23 protein-coding genes are annotated in these 22,753 nt (G+C 59.9%); 13 read left to right on the top strand and 10 right to left on the bottom strand.

What is annotated here, in order from left to right; genetic code table 11:
• The first annotated feature begins 12 nt into the window (after positions 1 to 12).
• From HU767_RS11825 to trpE, 5 genes are all read left to right on the top strand, one after another.
• On the top strand, positions 13 to 837 hold the full coding sequence (locus HU767_RS11825; protein WP_186706975.1) for an ABC transporter permease: 825 nt from the start codon (positions 13 to 15) through the stop codon (positions 835 to 837).
• A gap of 202 nt (positions 838 to 1,039) precedes the next feature.
• Positions 1,040 to 2,188, top strand: coding sequence for an iron-containing alcohol dehydrogenase (locus HU767_RS11820; protein ID WP_186706976.1), 1,149 nt, complete (start codon positions 1,040 to 1,042; stop codon positions 2,186 to 2,188).
• Positions 2,189 to 2,266: 78 nt separating this feature from the next.
• A complete protein-coding gene (rpe, locus tag HU767_RS11815; RefSeq protein WP_186706977.1) occupies positions 2,267 to 2,941 on the top strand; it encodes a ribulose-phosphate 3-epimerase in 675 nt (224 codons plus the stop codon).
• The gene (locus HU767_RS11810; RefSeq protein WP_186729591.1) at positions 2,938 to 3,756 is read left to right on the top strand and encodes a phosphoglycolate phosphatase; all 819 of its coding nucleotides are present in this window, start codon (positions 2,938 to 2,940) and stop codon (positions 3,754 to 3,756) included. The genes rpe and HU767_RS11810 overlap by 4 nt, the downstream gene beginning before the upstream one ends.
• 70 nt (positions 3,757 to 3,826) lie before the next feature.
• Entirely contained in the window at positions 3,827 to 5,308 is a 1,482-nt protein-coding gene (gene trpE, locus HU767_RS11805) for an anthranilate synthase component I (RefSeq protein ID WP_186706979.1), read from the top strand.
• 153 nt (positions 5,309 to 5,461) lie between these two features.
• Here trpE and estP read toward each other — a convergent pair whose 3' ends face one another.
• Entirely contained in the window at positions 5,462 to 7,369 is a 1,908-nt protein-coding gene (estP, locus tag HU767_RS11800) for an esterase EstP (protein WP_186729590.1), read from the bottom strand.
• A 410-nt stretch (positions 7,370 to 7,779) separates the two neighbouring features.
• Here estP and HU767_RS11795 point away from each other — a divergent pair, with 410 nt between their 5' ends.
• Genes HU767_RS11795 through HU767_RS11780 form a run of 4 tightly spaced genes read left to right on the top strand, consistent with a single transcriptional unit; the run spans position 7,780 to position 10,970 of the window.
• Positions 7,780 to 8,373, top strand: a complete 594-nt coding sequence (locus tag HU767_RS11795) for an aminodeoxychorismate/anthranilate synthase component II (RefSeq protein ID WP_186729589.1) — start codon at positions 7,780 to 7,782, stop codon at positions 8,371 to 8,373.
• Between the two features lie 9 nt (positions 8,374 to 8,382).
• Positions 8,383 to 9,432 (top strand): anthranilate phosphoribosyltransferase, encoded by a 1,050-nt coding sequence (gene trpD, locus HU767_RS11790; protein WP_092146427.1) that lies wholly within the window; start codon positions 8,383 to 8,385, stop codon positions 9,430 to 9,432.
• Entirely contained in the window at positions 9,429 to 10,265 is an 837-nt protein-coding gene (gene trpC / locus HU767_RS11785) for an indole-3-glycerol phosphate synthase TrpC (RefSeq protein WP_186729588.1), read from the top strand. The genes trpD and trpC overlap by 4 nt, the downstream gene beginning before the upstream one ends.
• 3 nt (positions 10,266 to 10,268) lie before the next feature.
• A complete protein-coding gene (locus tag HU767_RS11780; RefSeq protein WP_186706983.1) occupies positions 10,269 to 10,970 on the top strand; it encodes a lipoate--protein ligase family protein in 702 nt (233 codons plus the stop codon).
• On the opposite strand, the gene crp is transcribed toward HU767_RS11780, so the two are convergent.
• A complete protein-coding gene (crp, locus tag HU767_RS11775; protein ID WP_186729587.1) occupies positions 10,967 to 11,611 on the bottom strand; it encodes a cAMP-activated global transcriptional regulator CRP in 645 nt (214 codons plus the stop codon). The two genes, HU767_RS11780 and crp, sit on opposite strands and share 4 nt — an antisense overlap.
• A 235-nt stretch (positions 11,612 to 11,846) precedes the next feature.
• Between crp and HU767_RS11770 the strand changes: the two genes are divergently transcribed.
• The gene (locus HU767_RS11770) at positions 11,847 to 12,269 is read left to right on the top strand and encodes an OsmC family protein (RefSeq protein WP_003206127.1); all 423 of its coding nucleotides are present in this window, start codon (positions 11,847 to 11,849) and stop codon (positions 12,267 to 12,269) included.
• A gap of 125 nt (positions 12,270 to 12,394) precedes the next feature.
• Here HU767_RS11770 and coq7 read toward each other — a convergent pair whose 3' ends face one another.
• The 6 genes from coq7 to hemJ form a co-directional block, all read right to left on the bottom strand.
• Positions 12,395 to 13,042 (bottom strand): 2-polyprenyl-3-methyl-6-methoxy-1,4-benzoquinone monooxygenase, encoded by a 648-nt coding sequence (gene coq7, locus HU767_RS11765; protein ID WP_060740380.1) that lies wholly within the window; start codon positions 13,040 to 13,042, stop codon positions 12,395 to 12,397.
• A 75-nt stretch (positions 13,043 to 13,117) separates the two neighbouring features.
• Positions 13,118 to 13,456: an HIT domain-containing protein gene (locus HU767_RS11760; RefSeq protein ID WP_186729586.1), complete on the bottom strand. Its 339-nt coding sequence runs from the start codon at positions 13,454 to 13,456 to the stop codon at positions 13,118 to 13,120.
• 83 nt (positions 13,457 to 13,539) lie between these two features.
• Positions 13,540 to 14,328 (bottom strand): SDR family oxidoreductase, encoded by a 789-nt coding sequence (locus HU767_RS11755; protein WP_186706985.1) that lies wholly within the window; start codon positions 14,326 to 14,328, stop codon positions 13,540 to 13,542.
• Positions 14,329 to 14,390: 62 nt separating this feature from the next.
• A complete protein-coding gene (locus HU767_RS11750; RefSeq protein ID WP_186706986.1) occupies positions 14,391 to 15,356 on the bottom strand; it encodes a DUF805 domain-containing protein in 966 nt (321 codons plus the stop codon).
• 51 nt (positions 15,357 to 15,407) lie between these two features.
• A complete protein-coding gene (locus HU767_RS11745; RefSeq protein ID WP_186706987.1) occupies positions 15,408 to 16,376 on the bottom strand; it encodes a nitronate monooxygenase family protein in 969 nt (322 codons plus the stop codon).
• A 35-nt stretch (positions 16,377 to 16,411) separates the two neighbouring features.
• Positions 16,412 to 16,843 carry a protoporphyrinogen oxidase HemJ gene (gene hemJ, locus HU767_RS11740; RefSeq protein WP_186706988.1) on the bottom strand — a complete coding sequence of 144 codons (432 nt, stop codon included), beginning with the start codon at positions 16,841 to 16,843 and terminating at the stop codon, positions 16,412 to 16,414.
• 135 nt (positions 16,844 to 16,978) lie between these two features.
• Between hemJ and argC the strand changes: the two genes are divergently transcribed.
• Together argC and erpA are read left to right on the top strand one after the other, a co-directional pair.
• Positions 16,979 to 18,013, top strand: coding sequence for an N-acetyl-gamma-glutamyl-phosphate reductase (gene argC, locus HU767_RS11735; protein ID WP_122566710.1), 1,035 nt, complete (start codon positions 16,979 to 16,981; stop codon positions 18,011 to 18,013).
• Positions 18,014 to 18,162: 149 nt separating this feature from the next.
• On the top strand, positions 18,163 to 18,513 hold the full coding sequence (gene erpA, locus HU767_RS11730) for an iron-sulfur cluster insertion protein ErpA (RefSeq protein ID WP_003177727.1): 351 nt from the start codon (positions 18,163 to 18,165) through the stop codon (positions 18,511 to 18,513).
• 67 nt (positions 18,514 to 18,580) lie between these two features.
• Here the strand turns inward: erpA and HU767_RS11725 are convergent, their stop codons facing one another.
• Together HU767_RS11725 and HU767_RS11720 are read right to left on the bottom strand one after the other, a co-directional pair.
• Positions 18,581 to 19,672: an anhydro-N-acetylmuramic acid kinase gene (locus HU767_RS11725; RefSeq protein ID WP_186729585.1), complete on the bottom strand. Its 1,092-nt coding sequence runs from the start codon at positions 19,670 to 19,672 to the stop codon at positions 18,581 to 18,583.
• 2 nt (positions 19,673 to 19,674) lie between these two features.
• On the bottom strand, positions 19,675 to 21,093 hold the full coding sequence (locus tag HU767_RS11720) for a peptidoglycan DD-metalloendopeptidase family protein (protein ID WP_186706992.1): 1,419 nt from the start codon (positions 21,091 to 21,093) through the stop codon (positions 19,675 to 19,677).
• Positions 21,094 to 21,305: 212 nt separating this feature from the next.
• Between HU767_RS11720 and tyrS the strand changes: the two genes are divergently transcribed.
• Positions 21,306 to 22,505 (top strand): tyrosine--tRNA ligase, encoded by a 1,200-nt coding sequence (gene tyrS, locus HU767_RS11715; RefSeq protein ID WP_186706991.1) that lies wholly within the window; start codon positions 21,306 to 21,308, stop codon positions 22,503 to 22,505.
• Positions 22,506 to 22,753 lie beyond the last annotated feature (248 nt).

Genomic DNA, 22,753 nt, shown 5'->3' with positions numbered 1-22,753 from the left:
GGGAGATCGAAAATGGTGAGTCCTTACATGTCCCCCATTGAGCGGGTGTGGTTCTACAGCCTGCGCATACTCTGCGGGTTGATCCTGTTGTTCCTGATCCTGCCGGTGCTGGTGATCATTCCGCTGTCGTTCAACTCCGGCAGTTTCCTGGTGTACCCGCTGCAAGGTTTTTCGCTGCAGTGGTACCACGATTTCTTCGCCTCGGCCGAATGGATGCGGGCACTGAAAAACAGCATCATCGTGGCCCCGGCGGCGACCTTGCTGGCGATGATCTTCGGCACGCTCGCGGCCATCGGCCTGACCCGCGGCGACTTCCCCGGCAAGGCGCTGGTGATGGCCTTGGTGATCTCGCCCATGGTAGTGCCGGTGGTGATCATCGGCGTGGCCAGTTATCTGTTCTTCGCACCGCTGGGGATGGGCAACAGTTTCTTCTCGCTGATCGTGGTCCATGCGGTGCTGGGTGTGCCGTTCGTCATCATCACGGTGTCGGCGACCTTGCAGGGGTTCAACCACAACCTGGTCCGCGCCGCCGCCAGCCTTGGAGCATCGCCACTGACGGCGTTTCGTCGGGTGACCCTGCCGTTGATCGCCCCGGGCGTGATCTCTGGCGCACTGTTCGCCTTCGCAACATCGTTCGATGAGGTGGTGGTGACGCTGTTCCTCGCTGGCCCTGAGCAGGCAACCCTGCCACGGCAGATGTTCAGTGGTATCCGCGAAAACCTCAGCCCTACCATCGCCGCGGCGGCGACGTTGCTGATTGCGTTCTCGGTGGTCCTGCTGCTGACCCTGGAATGGTTGCGCGGGCGTAGCGAGAAGCTGCGCACTGCCCAAGTCTGACGGTTAGCGTTGATCCCTGTGGGAGCGGGCTTGCTCGCGAATGCGGTGGAACATCCAACAACTGGGTCGACTGTTACACCGCTTTCGCGAGCAAGCCCGCTCCCACATTGGGTTTGCGGTGTATTCATAAGCTGAATGGCAGACAACCCTCAATACCGAGCTATCCTTGTGCCAGCCCATACTCGAATAAGAGGCCGCGCACATGAGTCTTTCCTCATTCAAGATCGCCCATAAACTGATCACCGGTGCCGCTGCCATCGAGCAACTGGCCGCCGAGCTGACGCGACTGGACGTCGACAATCCGCTGATCGTGACCGACGCGGCGCTGGTCAAGTCCGGCACCGTGGACTTGGCCCTGCAGCACCTGGGCGGGCGCGACTACGAGATTTTCGACCGGGTCATGCCGGACCCGGAAATCGCCATCGTCGAAGACTGCATGCAAGCCTACCGCGACGGCGGCCACGATGGCCTGATCGGCCTGGGCGGCGGCAGTGCCATCGACATCGCCAAATGCGTGGGCGTCTATGCCGGTTATCACGGCGAATTGCAGGACATGTTCGGCGTCGATCAGGTGCCGCGCAAAGGCCCGCCCATGATTGCCATCCCCACCACGGCCGGCACCGGTTCGGAAGTCACCAACGTGGCGATCCTCTCCGACAAGGCCGCGCAGCTGAAAAAAGGCATCGTCAGCGATTTTCTGTTGCCGGACGTGGCGCTGGTCAGCCCGCAAATGACCCTCACCTGCCCGCGCAGCGTCACGGCCGCCAGTGGCGTCGATGCGCTGGTGCACGCCATCGAGGCCTACCTGTCGCTCAATGCTTCGCCGATCACCGATGCCCTGGCCATCGGCGCAATCAAACTGATCACCCGCGCGCTGCCCAAGGCCTATGCCAATCCTAACCATCTGCAAGCCCGTGAAGACATGGCCACGGCCAGCTTGATGGCCGGCATGGCCTTCGGTAATGCCGGGGTCGGTGCGGTGCATGCGCTGGCCTATCCGTTGGGCGGGCGCTTTCATGTGTCCCATGGTGTCGCCAACGCCTTGTTGCTGCCGTATGTGATGGCCTGGAACAAGATGGCCTGCGTCGAGCGCATGCGTGATATCGGCGAGGCCATGGGCATCAGGACCGCTCATTTGAGTGATCTTGAAGCGGCCGACGAAGCCGTGGAAGCCATGGTTGCGCTGTGCGCCGCCGTGCAGATTCCCCAGGGCCTGAGCAGCCTGGGGGTGACCGAGGACGTGATCCCGTCCATGGCGGTGGAGGCGGCGGGGATCGAGCGCCTGATGCGCAACAATCCGCGTCAGTTGAGCGCCGCCGATATCGAGAAGATCTACCGCGCGGCGTATTGATCGACTGTCACGGTGGGCGCGCCAAATCTTGAGGTATACAATGCGCGCCATCGTGATTTCGCTCAAAACAGGTGCGTCATGCAGCCCTTCGCTATTGCTCCGTCGATTCTCTCCGCCGACTTCGCCCGCCTGGGGGAGGAAGTGGACAATGTTCTGGCCGCCGGGGCCGACATCGTGCATTTCGATGTCATGGACAACCACTACGTGCCCAACCTGACCATCGGCCCGATGGTCTGCGCGGCGCTGCGCAAATACGGCATCACCGCGCCGATCGACGCGCACCTGATGGTCAGCCCGGTGGACCGCATCGTCGGTGACTTCATCGAGGCAGGCGCCACCTACATCACCTTCCACCCGGAAGCCACGCTGCATGTCGACCGCTCCTTGCAGTTGATCCGCGAAGGCGGTTGCAAGGCCGGCCTGGTGTTCAACCCGGCGACACCCTTGGACGTGCTCAAGTACGTGATGGACAAGGTCGACATGATCCTGCTGATGAGCGTCAACCCTGGTTTCGGCGGGCAGAAGTTCATCCCGGGCACCCTCGACAAGCTGCGCGAAGCCCGTGCCCTGATCGACGCCTCGGGCCGTGACATCCGCCTGGAAATCGACGGTGGCGTGAACGTGAACAATATCCGTGAAATCGCCGCGGCCGGCGCCGACACCTTTGTCGCCGGCTCTGCGATCTTCAACGCGCCCGACTACCAAGAGGTGATCGCAAAAATGCGCGCCGAACTGGCCCTGGCGCGCCCATGAGCGGCTTCGAGCAGCTCTTCCCCGGCAGCTTGCCGCGTCTGGTGATGTTCGACCTCGATGGCACCTTGGTCGATTCGGTCCCGGACCTCGCGGCGGCCGTGGACACGATGCTGCTCAAGCTTGGGCGCCCGCCCGCCGGCATCGACGCGGTGCGCCACTGGGTCGGCAACGGCGCGCCCATGCTGGTGCGCCGGGCCCTGGCCAACGACATCGATGCCCAAGGCGTAGATGAGGCCGAAGCCGAGCAGGCGCTGGCGTTGTTCAATGAAGCCTACGAAGACAATCACCAGCTGACAGTGGTCTATCCTGGCGTGCGCTCCACCCTCAAGTGGCTGAAAAAGCAGGGCGTGGAAATGGCCCTGATCACCAACAAGCCGGAACGCTTCGTGGCGCCGCTGCTGGACCAGATGAAAATTGGCCGCTATTTCCGTTGGATCATCGGTGGCGATACCTTGCCACAGAAAAAACCGGATCCGGCCGCGCTGTTCTTCGTGATGAAAATGGCCAACATCCCGGCTTCCCAATCCTTGTTTGTCGGCGACTCGCGCAGCGATGTGCTGGCGGCCAAGGCGGCGGGGGTCAAGTGCGTGGCGTTGAGTTATGGCTACAACCATGGCCGGCCCATCGCCGAAGAGTTTCCGACGCTGGTGATCGACGATTTGCGCCTGTTAATTCCCGGTTGCCTGGACCCGGCCGCTGAGATAACGTTGCCCGACGCTGTTCAATCCTCTTCTGGAAACGCCATCGTGGTGGTCACTCGCAAACTCTGGATGAAAGTCATGAAGGCCTTGGCCCGCTGGCGTTGGCGCACCTGACATGATCCTGGCCGGTTATCCGGCGCGTTTGCATACCTGACTGTCAGTTCCTCTTGCCACGAGGCATCCCATGATCCGTGAAGAATTCCTGCGTCTAGCCGCTGCCGGCTACAACCGCATCCCCCTTGCCTGCGAAACCCTGGCCGACTTCGACACACCGCTGTCGATCTATCTCAAGCTCGCCGACCAGCCCAATTCCTACCTGCTCGAATCGGTACAGGGCGGCGAAAAGTGGGGTCGATATTCCATCATTGGCTTGCCGTGCCGTACGGTGCTGCGGGTCCATGACCATCGCATCAGCGTGACCCACGACGGCGTCGAAATCGAAAGCCTCGAAGTCGAAGATCCGCTGGCCTTCGTTGAAACCTTCAAGGCCCGCTACAACGTGCCGACCATCCCCGGCCTGCCGCGTTTCAACGGCGGGCTGGTGGGGTATTTCGGCTACGACTGCGTGCGCTACGTGGAAAAGCGCCTGGGCACCTGCCCGAACCCTGATCCGCTGGGCGTGCCAGACATCTTGCTGATGGTCTCCGACGCGGTGGTGGTCTTCGATAACCTCGCCGGCAAGATGCACGCGATCGTCCTCGCCGACCCGTCCCGGGAAGATGCCTACGAGCAAGGTCAGAAAAGCCTGCAGGCACTGCTGGAAAAACTCCGTCAGCCGATCACGCCGCGTCCTGGCCTGGATTTCAGCAAGCAGTCGGCGGCCGACCCGGTGTTCCGTTCCAGCTTCACCCAGGACGATTACGAACGGGCCGTCGACACCATCAAGGAATACATCCTCGCCGGCGACTGCATGCAAGTGGTGCCGTCGCAACGGATGTCCATCGACTTCAAGGCCGCGCCCATCGATCTCTACCGGGCGTTGCGCTGCTTCAACCCGACGCCCTACATGTACTTCTTCAACTTCGGCGACTTCCATGTCGTGGGCAGTTCGCCGGAAGTGCTAGTGCGGGTCGAAGACAACCTGATCACCGTGCGCCCGATCGCCGGCACTCGCCCCCGTGGCGCCACGGAGGAGGCTGACCGGGCGCTGGAAGAGGACCTGCTGTCGGACGACAAGGAAATCGCCGAGCACCTGATGTTGATCGACCTGGGGCGCAACGACACCGGGCGGGTCTCGGAAATCGGTTCGGTGAAACTCACCGAGAAGATGGTCATCGAGCGCTATTCCAACGTGATGCACATCGTCTCCAACGTCACCGGCCAATTGAAGGCCGGGCTGACGGCGATGGATGCCTTGCGGGCGATCCTGCCTGCGGGCACTTTGTCCGGCGCGCCGAAAATCCGCGCGATGGAAATCATCGATGAGCTGGAGCCGGTCAAGCGTGGGGTATACGGCGGGGCGGTGGGGTATTTCGCCTGGAACGGCAACATGGACACCGCGATTGCCATCCGCACCGCGGTGATCAAGAACGGCGAACTGCACGTGCAGGCCGGCGGCGGTATCGTCGCCGACTCGGTGCCTGCATTGGAATGGGAAGAAACCCTGAACAAGCGCCGCGCGATGTTCCGCGCCGTGGCGCTGGCCGAGCAGACCTCGAACGACTGAAGCCCTTCAGCATACAACTGTGGCGAGGGAGCTTGCTCCCGCTGGCCTGCGAAGCGGGCCCATCACATTGATGCGACTGCTGCGCAGTCGAGCGGGAGCAAGCTCCCTCGCCACAGGTCCTTCAGGCAACTCCCTCCCACAGGGATTACACAATCAGAAGTCCAGGCTGACCCCCAGGCTCACCCCTTGCTGGGTCATGTCATCGTCCTTGCGCAGTGTATAACCGCCCCGCAACGCCAGGTCCTGGGTGAGTTTGTGGCTGACCCCCAGGTTCAGGCGATTCAGGTGGCTCTGTGGTGTGTAGCCTTCCAGCGTGAAGTCGTTGGCCGGCAGGCTGTTGAGGGCGATGTTGACCTTTTGCGTGTCGTCTTCGTACTCGCGTTCGTGGGCATATTCGCCAAACACCTGGGTCTGCCGGGTGATGTTGTATTTGCCCTGCAAGCCAATGCCCAGGCGTTTCGAATCGCGGGTCTGGTCATCGAAGGTCAGGGCCGTGGAGCGGTTGCTCTTTTCCGAATAACCATCCACTTCCACCTTCGCATAATCAGCGCTGACAAACGGCGAGAGGTGCCATTCGCTGCCCGGCTGGGCGATGTCGTAGCCCACCCGCGTGCTGAATGCCCAGAGATGGCCGTCGGTGTCGCCTTTCTCCTGCGCTTCGTTGACGCCCAGGTCGAACTTGCGCTCCAGGTTGTCGTAGTCGAGCTTGCCGCCGGTCAGCGCCGCGTCGGCCCACCAGCGGTTTTGCTGGAACTGGGCGAAAGCCGTCGCCAGGTAGCTGTTGAGCTTGTACGTCGAATCGTTATCGCCTGCGTCCATGTCCTGGCGGTAGAAACCGGCGGCGACACCTATGCGCCAAGCCTCGTTGAGGCGATAGCTGCCGCCCACGTTGAGGCTGTAGCCGCTGCCGTCGGCGCTGGCGCCGCTGCCTTGGCTGTCCATGTCCAGGTGCTGGCCGCCACCGGCGACGATGGCTCGCCACTCGCCGACCGTCTGCCAGTTTTCCCAGTCCGATTGCCACTGGCTGCGCAATTCATCCTGGTGAGCACGTAAGGTCGAGTGGGCCATTTCCGGCAGCAGTGTCAGCTCCCAGGGCGCCGCGAGCAGGGAAAAGGCGTAGTCGGCGATCAGTTTCTGTCCGGCTTCGGTGGGATGGACCGCGTCGTTGTAGATCAGCTTGCTGGGATCCGGCGTGGCGCTGTTGATGCCATAGGTGGCGTTCTCCGTGCAGCCGTTGCCGCTGAAGCAAGTGGCGGTGAGGTTCTCGCCGGTGGCGAGGCCGAATCGTGCCGGGTCGGCGAAGCTTTCCTTCAGCAAAAGCGGAATGTTCAGCGGAATGATTTCGGCGTCGATGCCTTGCAGTCGCGTGATCAGCTGTTGGTTGAACTGGTTGCCCAGCTGCGAAAAAAAGTCTTGTGCAGGGCTGCCGTTGAGGAAGGGCGTCAGGCCCAGGTCGGGTAGCAGCCAGACCATCACATAGCGGGCGCCGGCCGTTTGCAGCGCCTGGACACTGGTGGCCAGGCGGTCCGCGGCTTCACTCGCTTGCTCGAGGGTAAGCACCCGGCCTTGCAGGAAGTCGTTGCCTCCACCGGAAATGTAATACAGCGCATTCGGATCGGCACGCAGGCCATTGGACTGCAAGTAGCCGGGACGGCTGCGCTCGCCGGTGTCGGACACGCCAGTGATCGATTCGAGAATCTGGTCGGTGCGATACCCGCCTACCGCCCAGTTGTTGCCATCTGCCAGCCCCTCGCCGGCGCGGACCGCCGACGTGGAAGCGGCGGTCTCGTCGGCGGAATAGCCCAGGCGCCCACCAAGCAATTGGGTGGAGTTGGCCGAATAGGCTTCACCGCTGCCGTCGGTGTAGATCGGACCGGTTCGGTTGGTGTAGCGCGCTGTCGAGCCGGGCGGGCCGTTCGGGTCGGCGAGCTGGCCGGCGTCGTTGAGGCTGTCGCCGAACACGATGAACTTGGAATAAGGGTTGGGGGCGGCGCTCGCCTGGGCGCAGGCCATCGCGAGCAGGCAACCGGCAATCGGTACGAACAGCGTCTTCTTTATCATGTGAAAGTCCGTTTTTATCTTATTTTTGTTAGAAAACGAGACGACAGTACCAAAAACTTCCGGCGTTTTGCCACCTGTCAGGAACGTCGTGATTGTTTCAAAGCCCTTCGGGATCGCTCATATTGCGTGCTCCGCCCAGCTAAGCTACTGTGCCGGGACGTATGAACGAGACTTCCCCTGTGTCGATTGTCAGCAAACTTCTGGATCAAATGATCAAGGCACACGCCCGTTGGCGTTGGCGCGCCTGACGATTCTCCGCCGGCCTCGCCGGACCTGTACCGATTTGCCTTCTTTACCCGCTGTAGAACCGCTTCGCCGGGGCATCAATCGCCTCGCCAAGCGCAGCAGCGTGCGGGTCACTCGCTGAAGGCTGTGTTTAAAGTCAGTGAATTCAATAGGTTGCTTACGCCATGTTGCTGATGATCGATAACTACGACTCTTTTACCTACAACGTTGTGCAATACCTCGGCGAGCTGGGCTCCGAAGTCAAGGTCGTGCGCAACGACGAATTGACCATCGCCGAAATCGAAGCCCTCAAGCCTGAGCGCATCGTGATTTCCCCCGGCCCCTGCACGCCGACCGAAGCGGGCATCTCCATCGACGCCATCAAGTACTTCGCCGGCAAGCTGCCGATCCTGGGCGTCTGCCTGGGGCATCAGTCGATCGGCCAGGCATTCGGTGGCGATGTGGTGCGCGCCCGGCACGTCATGCACGGTAAGACTAGCCCGGTATTCCACGAGGACAAGGGCGTGTTCGCCGGGTTGAATCATCCGCTTACCGTCACCCGCTACCACTCGCTGATCGTCAAGCGCGAAACGCTGCCCGGCTGCCTGGAGTTGACGGCCTGGACCCAGCTTGAAGACGGCTCCGTCGATGAAATCATGGGGTTGCGCCACAAGACGTTGAATATCGAGGGTGTGCAATTCCATCCCGAGTCTATTCTCACCGAGCAGGGCCACGAGCTGTTCGCCAACTTCCTCAAACAAACCGGCGGCACGCGCTAAGGACTTTTCATGGATATCAAGACAGCCCTGAGCCGTATCGTCGGCCATCTCGACCTGAGCACCGACGAGATGCGCGACGTGATGCGCGAAATCATGACCGGCCAATGCACGGATGCGCAGATCGGCGCGTTCATGATGGCCATGCGTATGAAAAGCGAGAGCATCGATGAGATCGTCGGTGCCGTTTCGGCGATGCGTGAGTTGGCGGACAAGGTCGAACTCAAGACGCTGGACGGCGTGGTCGATGTGGTCGGCACCGGTGGTGACGGCGCCAATATCTTCAACGTGTCCACCGCCTCGTCGTTTGTCGTTGCGGCGGCCGGTTGCACCGTTGCCAAGCATGGCAACCGCGCAGTCTCAGGCAAGAGCGGCAGTGCCGATCTGCTGGAGGCGGCTGGCATCTACCTGAACCTGACGCCGGTTCAAGTGGCGCGCTGTATCGACAATGTCGGCATTGGTTTCATGTTTGCCCAGACGCACCATAGCGCCATGAAACACGCTGCCGCGCCGCGCCGTGAGCTGGGCCTGCGTACGCTGTTCAACATGCTCGGCCCGCTTACGAATCCGGCCGGCGTGAAGCATCAAGTGGTGGGCGTGTTCAGCCAGGCGTTGTGTCGGCCTTTGGCCGAGGTCCTGCAACGCCTGGGCAGCAAGCATGTGCTGGTGGTCCATTCGAAGGACGGCCTGGATGAATTCAGCCTGGCGGCGCCCACATTCGTGGCCGAACTAAAAAATGATCAGATCAGCGAGTATTGGGTCGAACCTGAAGACCTCGGCATGAAGAGCCAGAGCTTGCATGGCCTTGCGGTCGATGGTCCGGCCCAATCGCTGGAGTTGATCCGCGATGCCCTGGGTCGCCGCAAGACCGAGAATGGCCAGAAAGCCGCCGAGATGATCGTGCTCAATGCCGGTGCCGCGTTGTACGCCGCCGACCACGCCAGCAGCCTCAAGCAAGGCGTGGAACTGGCCCATGATGCACTGCACACTGGCCTGGCCAGGGAAAAACTCGAAGAGCTAGGTGCATTTACCGCCGTATTCAAAGTGGAGAACGAAGGATGAGCGTGCCAACGGTTCTGGAAAACATTCTGGCTCGCAAGGCTGAGGAAGTGGCTGAGCGTCGCGCTCGCGTCAGTCTGGCCGAGCTGGAAAACCTGGCGCGTTCAGCGGATGCGCCGCGGGGTTTTGCCACGGCGCTGATCGATCAGGCCAAGAAAAAACAGCCGGCGGTGATTGCCGAAATCAAGAAGGCGTCCCCCAGCAAGGGCGTGATCCGTGAACACTTCGTTCCGGCCGACATCGCACGAAGCTACGAGAAGGGCGGCGCGACCTGTCTCTCGGTGCTGACCGACGTCGACTTTTTCCAAGGGGCCGACGATTACCTGAAGCAGGCGCGGGCAGCGTGCAAGTTGCCAGTGATCCGCAAGGATTTCATGATCGACCCGTACCAGATCGTCGAGGCTCGGGCGCTGGGCGCCGATTGCGTGCTGTTGATCGTTTCCGCCCTGGACGACGTGAAAATGGCCGAGCTGGCGGCAGTGGCCAAGAGTGTCGGGCTGGATGTGCTGGTGGAAGTCCATGACGGCGACGAGTTGGAGCGAGCCCTGAAAACCCTCGATACCAAACTGGTCGGGGTGAACAATCGCAACCTGCACACCTTTGAAGTCAGCCTGGAAACCACTCTGGACCTGTTGCCACGCATCCCACGGGATCGCTTGGTTATCACTGAAAGTGGCATCCTCAATCGGGCCGATGTCGAGCTGATGGAAGTCAGCGATGTTTATTCATTCCTGGTGGGCGAGGCATTCATGCGGGCCGAGAACCCGGGGACGGAATTGCAGCGGCTGTTCTTTCCTGAACGAGGCCTGCCGGTGAGCGGCTCGACGCTGGACTGACCCATGTCGCCTGTGATGTCCCTCACCGTCGAAGCGGGCCTGCAAGCCGAACAGGATCTTTTGGCCAGCATCTGCGCGGGCGACGCCGAGTTCGGCCTGCTGTTCTGGCAGCCCAATGACCGCGCGCTGGTCATGCCGCGCCGCTTGAGTCGCCTGCCAGGGTTCGAGCACGCCTGTGAAGTATCGGCCGCCCATGGCTGGCCAGTCCTGCTGCGCGAAACCGGCGGTGAGCCGGTGCCGCAGTCGGCCGCTACCGTCAATATCGCCTTGGTCTACGCGCCACCGCGCAGCGAAGGTGACCATGGCCGCATCGAAACCGGGTACCGCCGATTGTGCGATCCCATCTGCCAATTGCTGGATGAATTGGGCGGGGTGGCTTCGCTGGGCGAAGTGGAAGGGGCCTTTTGCGACGGACGCTTCAACGTCAACCTCGACGGCCGGAAGATGGTTGGCACCGCTCAGCGCTGGCGCCAGAGCAAGGGCGGTCAGCGTCCGGTGGGCCTGGTTCATGGCGCGCTGTTGCTGGAGAACGAACGCGAGTCCATGGTCGCGGCGGTCAATCGCTTCAATGAAGCCTGTGGCCTGGAGCAGCGAGTGCGTGCCGAGAGCCACATCGCCCTGCATGAAAAATTCCCGGCGCCTCACGCGTTGGAGCGGCTCGAAGCGTTGTATCGGCAAATGCTGACCCAACTGCTGGGCGCTTAACGCGTTCCGAACACCACCATGGTCTTGCCTTTGACGCTGACCAGGTTGCGCTCTTCCAGGTCCTTGAGTACGCGACCGACCATTTCCCGCGAACAACCGACAATCCGTCCAATCTCTTGGCGGGTCACCTTGATCTGCATGCCGTCGGGGTGGGTCATGGCATCGGGCTGCTTGCACAATTCCAGCAGGCAACGTGCGACACGTCCGGTGACATCGAAAAACGCGAGATCGCCGACCTTGCGGGTGGTATTGCGCAGGCGTTGTGCGATTTGTCCGCTGAGGACGTAAAGAATGTCCGGGTCTTGCAGGGACAGTTCTCGGAATTTGGCGTAGCTGATTTCCGCAACTTCACATTCAATCTTGGTCCGCACCCAGGCACTGCGTTCTTGCTCCTTGCCCGCCTGTTCGAACAACCCCAGCTCGCCGAAGAAATCTCCGGAGTTGAGATAGGCGATGATCATTTCCCGACCGTCGTCATCTTCTATCAGGATGGTAACCGAGCCCTTGATGATGAAAAACAGCGTGTCGGAACGATCACCTGCACAAATGATGTTGTGTTTGGCTGGATAGCGGCGGCGCTGACAATGCATCAAAAGTTTGTCGAGATTCTTGATCTTGAGCGTGGGAGTAATGGCAACCATGGTTGTATCCCGAAAGACTGCGCAGTGTTGTGATTTGGTTTTGTGATGAGGGCGAATGGCTATCGCTAAAAGCTGGCCATACGCCAGCGAATTCGCGCCAGCTTAACAGAGGCGTCTTGAATAGATTCGAGAATTTACCTACAGGCTGACAGGAAGAGCTTCCTAAGACGGAGAGCCGTCATGACGAGGTGCTGTGCTAAGCTGGCGACCCTTTTTTAACAGTGGAGTCTTGGCGATGAAGGCACGCATCCAATGGGCTGGCGAAGCCATGTTCCTCGGTGAGTCAGGCAGTGGTCATGTGGTCGTCATGGACGGCCCGCCAGAGGCCGGTGGCCGGAACCTGGGTGTTCGGCCGATGGAAATGCTCCTGTTGGGCGTGGGCGGTTGCAGCAACTTCGACGTGGTCAGCATTCTCAAGAAGTCCCGCCAGGCCGTCGAAAGCTGCGAAGCGTTCCTCGAAGCGGAACGCGCCACTGAGGACCCAAAGGTGTTTACCAAGATTCACATGCACTTCGTGGTGAAGGGGCGAGCCCTGAAGGAAGCCCAGGTCAAGCGCGCCATTGAGCTGTCTGCCGAGAAGTACTGCTCGGCTTCGATCATGCTCGGTGCCGCCGGGGTCGAAATCACCCACGATTATGAAATCATCGAGTTGGGTTGAGTCGCCATCCAAGGGCTTGCGACTTGCTGCACAGAAATTGTCGGATAGAAAAAAGGCGACTCCCGTTGGGAAGTCGCCTTTTTAGTTTCCGAGGAATGAGGATGGGTTATCCAGATTACAATCCGTCAAATCCGATAAGTGCTCTTGGTCATGACCTTGGCCAGCAGGCTCATGCCGAATTTCACCGGGGCCGGGAAACGGAAACCACCGGCGTCAAGCGCACTTTCGGCATGGTGTTCTTCATCCACGCGCATCTGCTCGAGGATCGCTCGGGACTTCTCATCCTCAGCCGGCAATTGCTCCAGATGCTCGTTCAAGTGCTTGCACACTTGATGCTCGGTCGCCGCGACGAAGCCGAGGCTGACTTTGTCGCTGATCAGCCCGGCGACGGCGCCGATCCCGAACGACATCCCATAGAACAGCGGGTTCAGGACACTGGTGTGGCTGCCCAGTTGGCGAATCCGTTGTTCACACCAGACCAAGTGATCGATTTCTTCCTCGGCGGCATGTTCCATTGCCTCACGCACCTGCGGCAGCTTCGCTGTCAGCGCCTGGCCCTGATACAGCGCCTGGGCACAGACTTCGCCGGTGTGGTTGATACGCATCAATCCAGCGACGTGGCGCGTTTGCTCGTCACTCAATTGCGCGTCCGGTTGCACGATCGCCGGTGATGGGCGGTACGGCTGGCCACTGAAGGGCAGCAGGGTGCGCATCGCGGTGTCGGCTTGCAGCAACAGGCGGTCAATCGGCGAGTAGTGACGTTGGGTAGTCATGCTTACCTCCGGGAAAAATCACAGCGGCCAGTTTAACCCAATCGGCCGCCGAAGATTTGCGTTGGGTCAGGGGTATCAGCCCGGCGGCCAGTTCATCTGGCGCTGACCCAGCACATGCATATGAATGTGATAGACCGTCTGCCCACCCAGTTCATTGCAATTCATCACCACGCGAAAACCTTCTTCACAGCCCAATTCCAGCGCCAGGCGCTGGGCAGTGAACAGAATGTGCCCGGCCAGGCCCTTGTCTTCTTCGGTAAGATCATTGAGCGTTCGGATCGGTTTCTTTGGAATGACTAGAAAGTGCACGGGCGCCTGTGGGGCGATGTCGTGGAAGGCCAGTACCTGGTCATCCTCGTAAATGATCTTCGCCAGGATTTCCCGGTTGATGATCTTGGTAAACAGAGTATCCACAGCTGTTTTCTCCGTTGGGTTCGTTGAGGTCGAATGCCTCGAAGGCCTCGGTTGAGGTGTCTTGGCTGTTCAGCGTGAGGGCATCAGTGCGGGCAGTAAGCCTTGTTGACCATGCCGGCGATCGTCCGGACCAGCCACCGTGATCCTAGCCGCGGCAGTGCGGCCAGCCAGCGGTTGCGGCGTCCGGGAATGATGATGGCGCGGTTTTTGTCCAGTGCGCGCACGGCGTACAGGGCGACTTCTTCCGGGCTCATCAGCGATTTGCTGGCGATGAGTTTTTGCTCGTCCATCTGCGCCTTGGAAAAAAAGCCGGTTCGGGTCGGACCAGGACAAAGCACCGAGACCTTGATCGCGCATTTCTTCAATTCAACCCGCAGGGCTTCGGAGAAGTGCAGCACATAGGCCTTACTGGCGTGGTAGGTGCTCATCCAAGGTCCGGGCTGGAACGCGGCGACCGAGGCAACGTTGAGGATCTGGCCGCCGCCAAGCAGCGCCATGCTATTGCCAACGGCATGACAAAGCCGTGTCAGGGCAAGAATGTTGACTTCGATCAGGTCCTGCTCGGTCATCCAGTCCTGGCCCAGGAACGGCCCGCTGGTGCCGATACCCGCGCAATTGACCAGCAGGTCGATTTGCCGTTCACCTTCCTCCAGTTCCAGCAAAAAGCCTGAAAGCCTCAGCGGTTCGCCCAGGTCGCAAGCCCGGAACAGTACCTCCACGCCAAACCGCTGGGTCAGTTCGATTGCAATGCTTTCCAGCCGATCACGTTGTCGAGCCACCAGTATCAAGTTGCGGCCACGCCGGGCCAGCGCTTCAGCCATGGCCAGGCCGATGCCGCTGGAGGCGCCAGTGATCAGTGCGTAACGGGTCATGCAGTTCTCCATCGCAACAGCCCGCCGCCAAATGACTGGGCTGTCACCGGCATGAAGCGCGCTTATTGTTCCTCTTCTTCTTCATAGTCTACAGAAGGCGGAGCGGGCTCGGCTGCCTCAACGGCGGGCTCTTCAGCGGTTTCGCTGCTGGACTCGCTGCTTTCGTAGCTGCTCAGGCTGCTGGTGTCGTAGTCTTCCTGGAGGGCTCCGAAGATGCCTGCAAACGTGGCGATGAAAATCAATACGATCATCACGAGCCAGAGCGAGGCCAACAGCTTGACCCCCGTGGTATTGCGCGGGGGTGGCGGGCCATATTGGTTTGCACCGGTGTTGCCTGGCGCGATGATGAGGATGAACGGGAAGATGCTGCCCACGAAGGGAACCAGGTTGATCAGCCACAACCACCCCGACCAACCGAGGTCGTGCAGGCGCTGGACGTTGAACTGGATGCTCACGAAGGCAAAGGCAAGCACAACGACCGCGGCGAGCAGGCCGCCGACAATGAGCGCCGCTATCGAGTCGGAAGCCAGCAGCCAGGTCGAGGCGAGCCAGAAGCCCACGCCGACCAACGGCAGTAGAGCCAGGGTCAACGCCATGGTCCAGGCCAGGTAGCGAAGGCGCCCAATACGGCCATCGAAGCTGAAGGGCTTGAGGGTGCTGTACTCGGCAAGCGCTTCACCGACTTCGGCGCGGGGAGGCGCGTAGGGCGAGGCGGGTTCGATGATCGAATCGGGGTGGCGTCCACTCGGTTGCCGTGGCGCGTCCTGTACTTCGCCAAGGCTCAATTGGACGGTGGGTTCGGCTTCGATCCTGGCATCGATACCGCTTTTGTTGAGCGCTTCGAGGTACTGCTGCGCCTCGTTCTGGGACAGGTTGCTTTTCAGGGCCACCTTGCGACCGGTGAACAGTCGTTCAATGGCGGCGACGTCGCTCTTGAACAGCTCGGCGAGGTTGAGTTTGGCGGTGGTGGTATCGACGCCCGGCATCACGCCGCCGTCGAACACGATGTTGAAACGGGTTTCGCTCATGCCCGGCATCCTTGTCTCTGAAAGTTAAGTAGTTGTTTTGTTTGGGCTGGTTCAGCGCGGCCATTGCCCGCCAAGCTGTGCCGCCCGGGCTTGTGCTTGACGGTATTCTTCATCCAGGCGCGCCACCAACTGATCGACGCTGGGCAAATCATCGATTCCACCCACGCCCTGGCCGGCGGACCATACGGTTTTCCAGGCCTTGGCTTCATCGTTCAGCGGTTTGAGTTTCGAGCCAAAATCCACCTCGCCTTTGTTCTGCAGGGCGGCGAGATCGAAACCGGCATTCTCCAGGCTCTGGCGCATGAAACTCGCCGGCACCCCGGATACAGCAGGAGTATGCACGATGTCCGCGGCTCTGGATGTGAGCAACATCTCTTTATAAGCGTCAGGTGCGTGGCTTTCGCTTGTACCGATAAATCGCGTACCGAAGTAGGCCAGGTCCGCGCCAAGCAATTGTGCGGCCAGAATCTGATGGCCGTGGTTCAGGCATCCTGCAAGCAGCAGGGTCTTATCGAAAAACTGGCGGATCTCGGCAATCAGTGAAAACGGGCTCCAGGTCCCGGCATGCCCGCCTGCGCCGGCGGCAACGGCGATCAAGCCATCGACACCGGCTTCGGCGGCTTTTTCGGCATGACGTCGGGTCGTCACGTCATGGAACACCAGCCCGCCATAACCGTGCACCGCGTCCACCAGTTCTTTCACCGCGCCCAGGCTGGTGATGACGATCGGCACCTTGTGTTCGATGCAGATGGCCAGGTCGGCTTGAAGTCGCGGGTTGCTGTGATGGACGATCAGGTTCACGGCGTAGGGCGCCGGGTTTTCCAGGGTCGCCAGGCCTGCTTCGATTTCTTCCAGCCAGGCCTTGAAGCCGCTGCTTTCGCGCTGGTTCAACGCCGGAAAGCTGCCGACGATGCCATTGCGGCAGCAGGCCAGCACCAATTGCGGATTGGAAATCAGGAACATGGGCGCCGCCACGACGGGCAGGCGCAAGCGTTGTTCAAGCAGAGCGGGCAACGACATTGGAAGTACCCCGGATAATGAATGCTGATTGGAGATTAGAACGGTCGGACGACGACCAGAATTACGATAGCCAGCAATATCAGAACCGGCACCTCATTGAACCAGCGATAAAAGACATGGCTGCGGGTGTTTTCGCCACGAGCGAAGCGTTTCACCTGGGCGCCGCACATGTGGTGGTAACCGATCAACAGCACGACCAAGGTCAACTTGGCGTGCATCCAGCCTCCCTGAGTGAAGTAGGCACCGGCGTTGAGGCTCAGCAGCCAGATGCCGAATATGAGGGTGGCGATCATCGCCGGGCCCATGATGCCGCGGTACAGCTTGCGCTCCATGACGCTGAAGCGCTCTTTGCTGACGCTGTCCTCGCTTTGGGCGTGATAGACAAACAGGCGAGGCAGGTAGAACAGGCCGGCGAACCAGCAGACCATGCTGACAATGTGAAGTGCTTTGAGCCACAGATAGAGCATTTTTAGTTATTCCAAGAAATCACGGTAGCTCGATAGTAGAGGTTAGAGCGGCCGCACGTCACCTTGACGGTTGTCGCCACGCCCTGCGGCCCCTATCATCGACGGCTTTCCAGTGGGTTCGTTGAGGGCAGGTTTATGGTCAAGGTCGGTATCGTCGGCGGCACGGGTTACACCGGTGTCGAACTGCTGCGTCTGCTGGCACAGCATCCGCAGGCTGAAGTGGTGGTCATCACCTCCCGATCCGAGGCCGGCCTGGCCGTCGCCGACATGTACCCGAACCTGCGAGGCCATTACGACGGCCTGGCGTTCAGCGTTCCGGACGTCAAGACCCTCGGCGCCTGCGATGTGGTGTTCTTCGCCACGCCCCACGGTGTTGCTCACGCCCTGGCCGGCGAACTGCTGGCCGCCGGCACCAAGGTCATCGACCTGTCGGCGGACTTCCGCCTGCAGGACGCCGATGAATGGGCCAAATGGTACGGCCAGCCCCACGGTGCGCCGGAACTGCTTGAAGAGGCGGTCTACGGCTTGCCGGAAGTCAATCGCGAGAAGATCAAACAGGCACGATTGATCGCTGTGCCGGGTTGCTATCCGACGGCGACACAGCTGGGGTTCTTGCCGCTGCTGGAAGCCGGTCTTGCCGATGCTTCGCGCCTGATCGCCGACTGCAAGTCCGGTGTCAGCGGTGCCGGGCGTGGCGCCAGTGTCGGCTCGCTGTATTCCGAGACGTCGGAAAGCATGAAGGCGTACGCGGTCAAAGGGCATCGCCACTTGCCGGAAATTCGCCAGGGCTTGCGCCGGGCAGCGGGCAAGGACGTCGGCCTGACCTTCGTGCCGCACCTGACCCCGATGATTCGTGGTATCCATTCCACCCTGTATGCGACTGTCGTCGATCGTTCGGTGGATCTGCAGGCGTTGTTTGAAAAACGTTATGCCAACGAACCGTTCGTCGACGTGATGCCGGCTGGCAGTCATCCGGAAACCCGCAGCGTGCGCGGTGCGAACGTTTGCCGGATCGCCGTGCATCGTCCCCAGGACGGTGATCTGGTGGTGGTGTTGTCGGTCATCGACAACTTGGTCAAGGGCGCGTCCGGCCAGGCCGTGCAGAACCTGAACATCCTGTTCGGGCTGGATGAGCGTCTGGGACTGTCCCATGCGGGGATGTTGCCGTAATAGCAGCAATAAGCTTTATGTTGGCGGCTGCAAGCTTGAGGCTTGTAGCTCGCCGCTGCTCTTCTAAATAGTTGACCAATTTTCTAGGAGAAGCGGATAATGCCCGCCATCACGCATTATGGCGGCGTAAGCGCCGGGAGATATTCAGCATGAGCGTCGAAACCTTCACCCCCACGGCTTTGCAATTCACCCACGGTGCCGCGCACAAGGTGAAGAGCCTGGTCGATGAAGAGGGCAATGATCGTTTGAAGCTGCGCGTATTTGTTACGGGCGGCGGTTGTTCCGGTTTCCAGTACGGCTTCACTTTCGATGAAGAAGTGGCCGAAGACGACACCATTGTCGAGCGCGAAGGGGTCAGCCTGGTGGTCGACCCGATGAGCTTCCAGTACCTGGCAGGTGCCGAGGTGGATTATCAGGAAGGTCTGGAAGGCTCGCGTTTCGTGATCAAGAATCCTAACGCCACCACGACCTGTGGGTGCGGCTCTTCGTTCTCGATCTGAAGGCTTCAATAAAAACGCCGCGGTGCCTTAGGCCCTGCGGCGTTTTTTTTGTCCGTGATTATTGGATTCAGGCCGGGTAGATAGCGCCGAGTATGCGCAGGCCACGGGCGCCCGTGACACTTGGACGGTTACCTGGAATACCTTCAAGACAGCAATGGGCGAGCCAGGCGAACGCCATGGCTTCGACCCAGTCCGGATCCACGCCATATGCCGCCGTGCTGCTGACGGTGGCCTCTGGCAGCAATTCAGCCAGGCGCTTCATGAACGCCTGGTTGTGCGCGCCGCCGCCGCAGACCAGCAACTCCTGAGTATTCGGCTGGGCATACTGAAGTGATTCGACGATAGTCAGGGCGGTCAGTTCGAGTAACGTCGCCTGGACGTTTTCCGGGGCGAAGGCTGGCAACTGCGACAAATGCTGGCTCAGCCACGGCAGGTTGAATACTTCACGACCGGTACTTTTCGGACCCTTGGTGACGAAGAAGGGGTCGCTGAGCAGTGCCTTGAGCAAGGCTGGCTCGACTTTTCCGCTGGCGGCCCATTGGCCGTCGCGATCGAAATGCTCACCGCGGTGTTGATGAATCCAGGCATCGAGCAATACGTTGCCTGGGCCGCAGTCGAAACCGGCGACAGGTTTTGCGGGCGCTATCAGGCTGAGGTTGCTGAAGCCACCGACATTCAGCACGGCACGATGACCGGCTCGTTCTTCGAACAATGCTTCGTGAAACGCCGGGACCAGTGGGGCGCCTTGCCCGCCAGCGGCGACATCGCGGCTTCGGAAATCGCTGACGACGGTGATGCCGGTCAATTCGCTCAACAGTGCCGGATTGCCAATTTGCACAGTAAACCCACGGGCCGGTTCATGGCGGATGGTCTGGCCGTGGCTGCCAATCGCCCTGATGTCTTCAGGCTTGAGTTTCTGTTCGTTGAGCAGGGTATGGATGCCCTGCGCGGCCAGCTTTACCCAGCTTTGTTGGGCAATGGCGGAGCGGGCGATCTCATCGGGCCCGCTGCTGCACAATTCGAGCAATTCGGTGCGCAGAACGGCGGGCATGGGGATGTAGTGCGTGGCGATCAATTTGATCGCCGGGGTCAGTTCGATCAGTGCGATATCCAAGCCGTCCAGGCTGGTCCCGGACATCACACCGATATAAAGCGCCATGCTTAGCGCTTGCTCGAGGCCAGCATGGTGGCTTTCTCTTGATCCATGCGAGCCATCAAAGGTTGGCTTTGAGCCAGGAAGCGTGTGCGCTCGCCCTTGGCGATCGGATCGGCCATCGGCAATTTCTGGCCAAGTGGATCGACATGAACGCCGTTGACCTGGAACTCATAGTGCAAGTGCGGGCCGGTGGAGAGGCCGGTGGTGCCGATGTAGCCAATCACCTGGCCTTGCTTGACGGTGCCGCCAGTCTTCACGCCTTTGGCGAAGCCCTGCATGTGCCCGTACAGGGTGCGATAGGTATTGCCGTGCTGAATGATCACGGTGTTGCCATAACCGCCGCGACGGCCTGCCAGCAACACCTTGCCGTCGCCGGCTGCCTTGATTGGCGTGCCACGAGGGGCGGCGTAGTCGACACCTTTGTGGGCGCGAATCTTGTTCAGGATCGGATGCTTGCGACCTGCGGAGAACTTCGAGCTGATACGGGCGAAATCAACCGGTGTACGGATGAATGCCTTGCGCATGCTGTTGCCGTCGGCGGTGTAGTAGCTGCTGTTGCCTTGCTTGTTGGTGTAGCGCACCGCAGTGTACGTCTTGCCGCGGTTGGTGAAGCGCGCGGAGAGAATCGGGCCGTTGCCGACGCTCTTGCCATTGACCACTTTCTGCTCGTAGATGACGTCGAATTCGTCGCCCTGGCGAATGTCCTGGGCGAAGTCGATGTCGTAGCCGAAGACACTGGCCATATCCATGGTCAGGCTATGGGAAAGGCCGGCGCGCGCAGCGGACTGGGACAGCGAACTGTTGATGACGCCATGGACGTAGGCCGAGCGAACGGTAGGCTTGGCGGTGACGCGGTTGAATACATAACCCTTGTCATTTTTGGTCAGGGTGATGCTTTCCAGGTCACTCAGCTTGGTGTGCAGGTTGGTCAGCTGTCCGTCTGGATTGAGTTCGAATTCGAGTTTCTGGCCGCGTTGCAATTGAGTGAATTGCTTGGCTTGTTTGTCGCTGGCCAGGACTTCATGGACCGAAGTCGAAGGCAGGCCAACCTTTTCGAAGAGTGTGGAGAGAGTGTCGCCCTTGGCAACAATCACTTCGCGATGGTCCGGTCCTTTCTTTTCTTCTGCCACAGGCGCTTCTGCCTGAGAGGCGGCCTGGGCAGGGTCTTGCGGGCTGTTTTCAATCTGTGCAAACGGAGAAGCAGCCGGCTCGTTTGTGGCTTGAACGGCTTCGGCGGCGTCTTGTTCTTGTGTCAGTTGTTCAGCAGGGCTTTCCAGTTCAAGACTCAGAGTCGTCTTTTTGGCTTCAACATCGCTGGAGGGAAACACCAGGAGCGCCAGGCTAAGGAGGGCTGCGATGCCACTTGCGGCAAGCAGGTGGGTCTTCGGGTAAAGCGGCGGCGCTTTAGACGGTTCTGTGGTCATAAGTAATTTTGGCTTTTGAAAAAATGAATTGGAAAAGATGAATGACATGATGAAGATGAAATAACTGTATAAAATATAACCAAAACCCCTGCGAAGCAAGCCCGCGAACGCTCTGTTCTGTGGATTGGCGTCCTTGCGCCTGGCAAACCTTGTATTTGGTGCGCGATCTTGTATGGTTGGGGCCCTTTGAATCTGAGCCTTACGGGTCTGTTATGAAGTCGGTTGAAGAGCAGCTAGCGCTGATCAAGCGTGGTGCGGAAGAACTGTTGGTCGAGTCCGAGCTGATCGAAAAGCTCAAGCGTGGGCAGCCGCTGCGTATCAAGGCTGGCTTCGATCCGACGGCGCCCGATCTGCACCTGGGTCACACCGTGCTTATTAATAAGCTGCGCCAGTTCCAGGATCTGGGCCACCAGGTCATCTTCCTTATAGGGGACTTCACCGGCATGATCGGTGACCCGAGCGGCAAGAGTGCTACGCGCCCGCCGCTGACCCGCGAGCAGGTCCTCGATAACGCCGAGACCTACAAGACCCAGGTATTCAAGATTCTTGATCCGGCCAAGACCGAAGTGGCTTTCAACTCCACTTGGATGGATAAAATGGGGCCGGCGGATTTCATTCGCCTGACGTCTCAATACACCGTGGCTCGCATGCTTGAGCGCGATGACTTCGACAAGCGCTATACGACCAACCAGCCAATCGCTATCCATGAGTTCCTCTATCCGCTTGTGCAGGGTTATGACTCGGTTGCGTTGCGCGCGGACGTTGAGCTCGGCGGTACCGATCAGAAATTCAACCTGTTGATGGGGCGTGAGCTGCAGCGCGGTTATGGTCAAGAGGCGCAGTGCATCCTGACCATGCCATTGCTGGAAGGGTTGGATGGCGTGAAGAAGATGTCCAAATCGCTGGGCAACTACGTGGGCATCCAGGAAGCGCCAGGCGTCATGTACAGCAAGCTGGTCTCCATTCCTGATGCGCTGATGTGGCGCTACTTCGAGCTGTTGAGCTTCCGGTCCATGGATGAGATCAATGCGTTTCGTGCTGATGTAGAAGCTGGGGCTAATCCGCGGGACGTCAAGATCAAGTTGGCCGAAGAGATCGTTGCTCGTTTCCATGGTGAAGAGGCAGCTGCCAACGCTCACCGTGCGGCGGGTAATCGTATGAAGGATGGCGAGCTGCCGGATGACTTGCCGGAGATCGAGCTGGTTGCTGCCGAGGATATGCCGATTGCGGCCGTCCTTAATAAAGCAGGCTTGGTCAAGAATGCAGCGGTGGCACGAGATCTCCTTGGTTCGGGCGGTGTGCGTGTAGATGGTGAGGTTGTGGATCGCACCTATATATATGAGCTGGGATCTACTCATGTATGCCAGGCCGGCAAGAAGGCTTTTGCGCGGATTACGCTGAAATCCGAATAAAGCTGAAATTAAGGGTTGACGGCAGATTCTGGAAGTCTATAATTCGCCCCACTTCCGGCGCAGTCGAAACGGAAAACTCCTTGAGATTCAATGAGTTAAGTAGGTTTCGAAGGTGTTGGGCTTCAGTTCATCGAAGCTTGGAAGGAGCAGATAGAGCGGTGATGTTTGGCTCTATCGGCGGTTCGATCTTCTCGGTCGAAAGCGGTGAAAAAGAGGTGTTGACAGCAGCGAGTAACGCTGTAGAATTC

The sequence above is a fragment of the Pseudomonas sp. SWRI179 genome, from assembly GCF_014268705.1.
GTDB classification, from domain to species: Bacteria; Pseudomonadota; Gammaproteobacteria; order Pseudomonadales; family Pseudomonadaceae; genus Aquipseudomonas; species Aquipseudomonas zanjanensis.
The sequence above is the reverse complement of the archived record's forward strand: the minus strand, read 5'-3'. Positions and strand labels throughout refer to the sequence as shown.

Bases quoted from the DNA above. Each gene is read 5' to 3' on its own strand.
- HU767_RS11825 (WP_186706975.1), top strand. From the start codon at position 13: ATGGTGAGTCCTTACATGTCCCCCATTGAGCGGGTGTGGTTCTACAGC.
- HU767_RS11820 (WP_186706976.1), top strand. From the start codon at position 1,040: ATGAGTCTTTCCTCATTCAAGATCGCCCATAAACTGATCACCGGTGCC.
- rpe (WP_186706977.1), top strand. From the start codon at position 2,267: ATGCAGCCCTTCGCTATTGCTCCGTCGATTCTCTCCGCCGACTTCGCC.
- HU767_RS11810 (WP_186729591.1), top strand. From the start codon at position 2,938: ATGAGCGGCTTCGAGCAGCTCTTCCCCGGCAGCTTGCCGCGTCTGGTG.
- trpE (WP_186706979.1), top strand. From the start codon at position 3,827: ATGATCCGTGAAGAATTCCTGCGTCTAGCCGCTGCCGGCTACAACCGC.
- estP (WP_186729590.1), bottom strand. From the start codon at position 7,369: ATGATAAAGAAGACGCTGTTCGTACCGATTGCCGGTTGCCTGCTCGCG.
- HU767_RS11795 (WP_186729589.1), top strand. From the start codon at position 7,780: ATGTTGCTGATGATCGATAACTACGACTCTTTTACCTACAACGTTGTG.
- trpD (WP_092146427.1), top strand. From the start codon at position 8,383: ATGGATATCAAGACAGCCCTGAGCCGTATCGTCGGCCATCTCGACCTG.
- trpC (WP_186729588.1), top strand. From the start codon at position 9,429: ATGAGCGTGCCAACGGTTCTGGAAAACATTCTGGCTCGCAAGGCTGAG.
- HU767_RS11780 (WP_186706983.1), top strand. From the start codon at position 10,269: ATGTCGCCTGTGATGTCCCTCACCGTCGAAGCGGGCCTGCAAGCCGAA.
- crp (WP_186729587.1), bottom strand. From the start codon at position 11,611: ATGGTTGCCATTACTCCCACGCTCAAGATCAAGAATCTCGACAAACTT.
- HU767_RS11770 (WP_003206127.1), top strand. From the start codon at position 11,847: ATGAAGGCACGCATCCAATGGGCTGGCGAAGCCATGTTCCTCGGTGAG.
- coq7 (WP_060740380.1), bottom strand. From the start codon at position 13,042: ATGACTACCCAACGTCACTACTCGCCGATTGACCGCCTGTTGCTGCAA.
- HU767_RS11755 (WP_186706985.1), bottom strand. From the start codon at position 14,328: ATGACCCGTTACGCACTGATCACTGGCGCCTCCAGCGGCATCGGCCTG.
- HU767_RS11750 (WP_186706986.1), bottom strand. From the start codon at position 15,356: ATGAGCGAAACCCGTTTCAACATCGTGTTCGACGGCGGCGTGATGCCG.
- HU767_RS11745 (WP_186706987.1), bottom strand. From the start codon at position 16,376: ATGTCGTTGCCCGCTCTGCTTGAACAACGCTTGCGCCTGCCCGTCGTG.
- hemJ (WP_186706988.1), bottom strand. From the start codon at position 16,843: ATGCTCTATCTGTGGCTCAAAGCACTTCACATTGTCAGCATGGTCTGC.
- argC (WP_122566710.1), top strand. From the start codon at position 16,979: ATGGTCAAGGTCGGTATCGTCGGCGGCACGGGTTACACCGGTGTCGAA.
- erpA (WP_003177727.1), top strand. From the start codon at position 18,163: ATGAGCGTCGAAACCTTCACCCCCACGGCTTTGCAATTCACCCACGGT.
- HU767_RS11725 (WP_186729585.1), bottom strand. From the start codon at position 19,672: ATGGCGCTTTATATCGGTGTGATGTCCGGGACCAGCCTGGACGGCTTG.
- HU767_RS11720 (WP_186706992.1), bottom strand. From the start codon at position 21,093: ATGACCACAGAACCGTCTAAAGCGCCGCCGCTTTACCCGAAGACCCAC.
- tyrS (WP_186706991.1), top strand. From the start codon at position 21,306: ATGAAGTCGGTTGAAGAGCAGCTAGCGCTGATCAAGCGTGGTGCGGAA.